Raw genomic sequence first — 3,217 nt, 5'->3', positions numbered from 1 at the left:
ACAGACTACCGTTATGCTTCATGCAGAGAGACAGAAAAAGAACAAACCTTTTGAATAAAATTGCTTGAAAAAACAGAGTGCCTGAACAGTACATGAATTGATTTCTGAATTTAATTGTTGCCAAAACAAATGTTTTTCAAAAAAATGCTCAAAATATTTGCATAAAAGTAACTAATTCGTTACATTTGTGCCATGAGAGAAATTGACATTACCGAAGAATGTTTAACTTTTGTTGACAATCAAGGAGATAGGGTGTCCAGAAAATTCTTTGAACTCATTGAGATTATTGAAGATGTAAAAGTAGTTCATACAAATTTCATAAAGAAATTAAGAAATTCAAAGTTTTATGAGTTGAGAATAAAAGCAGGTAATGAATACAGGGTTATAATTTTTGCCATTGACCACCTTAATTTTTCTGAAAGCACTGAAGTTGTCTGCTTAAATGGCTTTGTGAAAAAGTCAAACAAAGACTACATTAAAGCTATAAAGAAAGCAGAAATATTATTAGAACAATATTTAAAAAATAGAAAATCATGAAAATAATAAAAGCAAAAGACCTTTTAGCTAAGCGGTATGGGGAAAAAGGTTCAGAAAGCAGGGAGAAATTCAGGGAAGAAGCATATTCATATTATTTTGGGGAAATTATAAGAAACCGTAGAAAAGAATTGAATATTAGCCAAGAAGAACTTGCACAATCAGTTGGTAAAAAGCGTCCTTATATTTCACGGATTGAGAATGGAGAAGATATTAGGATATCAAACCTTATATTAATTGCAAACGCATTGGACTTATCTGTTCAACTATCTGCAAGATAAAGCACGAAAGCCTAACAATGTATATAGTTTATGGCGGCAAAGTGCTGGAAATGAGCATTGTATTCCTCAATTGGCATTTGTTTTGGCAAAGAAATATGTAGTCATTGAACCGCCACAAAACCATATACTCACCGCCAGACTGTCTAAAAAAATCAACAATTTGTAGATAAAGATAATTTTCATGTAAAGAAATAATTTCTATTTTTATATTATGAAATTTATAAAAGGAAAAGACAGGCATATATTTTTCCAACATCACAGTAAGAAGCAATTTATAAAATCAACCCAAAAAAACAAATCATTTTTGAGCAAAGCAGAAATGTTCTTATATTTGACAAAAATTTAATCGGTGGTTTTTTTATGATGAAACAAAAAAAAGTTCCGAACTAATCGGAACTTTATAAAACGAACCTTAAACGTTTTTAAACTAAAAATTAACTATCTGAAAATAATTAAATTATTAAATCAAAATATATGCCATATATTTGTTGTGATATTGTGTATAGGGTGTAATTTGCAGATTTAGTAAAGGTTATAAATTACAAATAGGTTGAAGATGCTTTCCTTGGAAAATTATAATTTAAAGTTAGAGATACCAACATTAGTATCCTCGCAAAATTTTACAAAAAAATAGCCCTCTGAAAAATAAATTCCCAAAGGGCTGAAAAATGGATGGATCGTTATATTTATATTACTCCTTGGTCTAACATTGTGTTGGCAACTTTAAGGAATCCGGCAATATTTGCTCCTTTTTCATAATTTACATAGCCGTCTTCTTCTTTGCCATGAGTTACACATTGCTCATGAATATTAATCATTATTTGATGTAATTTTTCATTAACTTCTTCTTTTGACCAATGTAGCTTCATTGAGTTTTGTGACATTTCTAAACCTGATGTAGCAACACCACCGGCATTAGATGCTTTACCTGGTGCATATAAAATTTTACTTTCGTGAAAAATTTCGATGGCTTCTGGTGTACAAGGCATATTTGCTCCTTCTGAAATACACATACAACCATTTTCTATTAGTTTTGTAGCATCTTCTTTATTCAATTCATTTTGAGTAGCACATGGAAGTGCAATATCAACTTTTTCTTCCCAAGGTCTTTTGCCTTCATGGAATTTTGAATTTGGAAACTCATAAGAATAAGGTTTTACAATATCTTCATTTGTTGCTCTTAATTCAAGCATATATTCAACTTTTTCACCGCTGATACCATCAGGGTCGTAAACATAACCGTCAGGACCTGATAGTGTAACAACTTTTCCGCCTAAATCATTTACTTTTTGAACAGCTCCCCATGCAACATTTCCAAAACCTGAAACTGCAACTGTTTTACCTTCAAAAGTTTCACCTTTTGTTGCAAGCATTTCTTTTGCAAAATATACATTGCCATATCCTGTAGCTTCAGGACGAATTAAGCTTCCGCCCCAATTGATACCTTTACCTGTAAGAACACCTGTGTTTTCTTGTGCAAGTTTTCTGTAAATTCCATAAAGATATCCTATTTCTTTACCACCAACACCAATATCACCGGCAGGTACGTCAGTGTTAGGTCCAATAAATCTCCATAGTTCAAGCATAAATGATTGACAAAATCTTAAAATTTCACCATTTGATTTTCCTTTTGGATTAAAATCCGAACCACCTTTGCCACCACCCATAGGTAATGTTGTTAAGCTGTTTTTGAAAATTTGTTCAAATCCAAGAAATTTAAGAATGCTTAAATTTACACTTGGGTGAAATCTTAAACCACCTTTGTAAGGTCCTATTGCATTGTTGAATTGAACTCTATAACCAATATTTACATTTGCTTTTCCATTATCACCTACCCATGGTACTTTAAAGGTCAATATTCTGTCAGGTTCAATTATTCTTTCAATAATTCCTTCCTCTTCAAATTGAGGATTTTCATTATAAACATCTTCAATTGAGATTAAAACCTCTTTTACAGCTTGAAGATATTCAACTTCACCCGGATGGGTTTTTTCCAAGTCTAATATAATTTTATCTACGTTCATAGCAATTGTTTTTTTTGTGGCTTCATTAAAATAATAAACCGATTAATAAATTTTTAATTAAATTTTAAAAAACAAAGATAAATGCAGTATTATTTGATAATCGAAATAATATGAACCTAAAAATACATTCTAATGTATGATATTTATCAATTGCTGAATTGTTATAAAAATATAATACCAATTTAATTTCAAAACGCCTGATAAATAAATTAAATTATATTTTTCTTTTTTTAGGCAAAAATTCTTTGCATAGCTATAGCTACGGAAATAATTTTTAACGACAAAAAAGGGAAATAGAAATGATTTATATCGGGTGTTTTGATGTTAATTTGGTATAAAAGCACAGTTATCCTGTAGCACTTATTGTTTTTAATAATT

General features: G+C 30.3%; 3 protein-coding genes. 2 read left to right on the top strand and 1 reads right to left on the bottom strand.

Going from position 1 to position 3,217, the window contains the following annotated elements:
- Positions 1–192: 192 nt before the first annotated feature.
- Both U9R42_06520 and U9R42_06515 read left to right on the top strand, forming a co-directional pair.
- Positions 193–537 (top strand): type II toxin-antitoxin system RelE/ParE family toxin, encoded by a 345-nt coding sequence (locus tag U9R42_06520; protein ID MEA3495673.1) that lies wholly within the window; start codon positions 193–195, stop codon positions 535–537.
- Positions 534–815: a helix-turn-helix transcriptional regulator gene (locus tag U9R42_06515; GenBank protein MEA3495672.1), complete on the top strand. Its 282-nt coding sequence runs from the start codon at positions 534–536 to the stop codon at positions 813–815. Before U9R42_06520 ends, U9R42_06515 begins: the two co-directional genes overlap by 4 nt.
- A 686-nt stretch (positions 816–1,501) precedes the next feature.
- On the opposite strand, the gene gdhA is transcribed toward U9R42_06515, so the two are convergent.
- Positions 1,502–2,839: an NADP-specific glutamate dehydrogenase gene (gene gdhA / locus U9R42_06510; GenBank protein ID MEA3495671.1), complete on the bottom strand. Its 1,338-nt coding sequence runs from the start codon at positions 2,837–2,839 to the stop codon at positions 1,502–1,504.
- Positions 2,840–3,217 lie beyond the last annotated feature (378 nt).

The organism is Bacteroidota bacterium, assembly GCA_034723125.1.
GTDB lineage: Bacteria > Bacteroidota > Bacteroidia > CAILMK01 > JAAYUY01 > JAYEOP01.
This window is presented reverse-complemented; position numbering and strand designations above follow the sequence as displayed.

Excerpts from the sequence above, each read along its gene's own strand:
- U9R42_06520 (MEA3495673.1), top strand. The coding sequence starts at position 193 with ATGAGAGAAATTGACATTACCGAAGAATGTTTAACTTTTGTTGACAAT.
- gdhA (MEA3495671.1), bottom strand. The coding sequence starts at position 2,839 with ATGAACGTAGATAAAATTATATTAGACTTGGAAAAAACCCATCCGGGT.
- U9R42_06515 (MEA3495672.1), top strand. The coding sequence starts at position 534 with ATGAAAATAATAAAAGCAAAAGACCTTTTAGCTAAGCGGTATGGGGAA.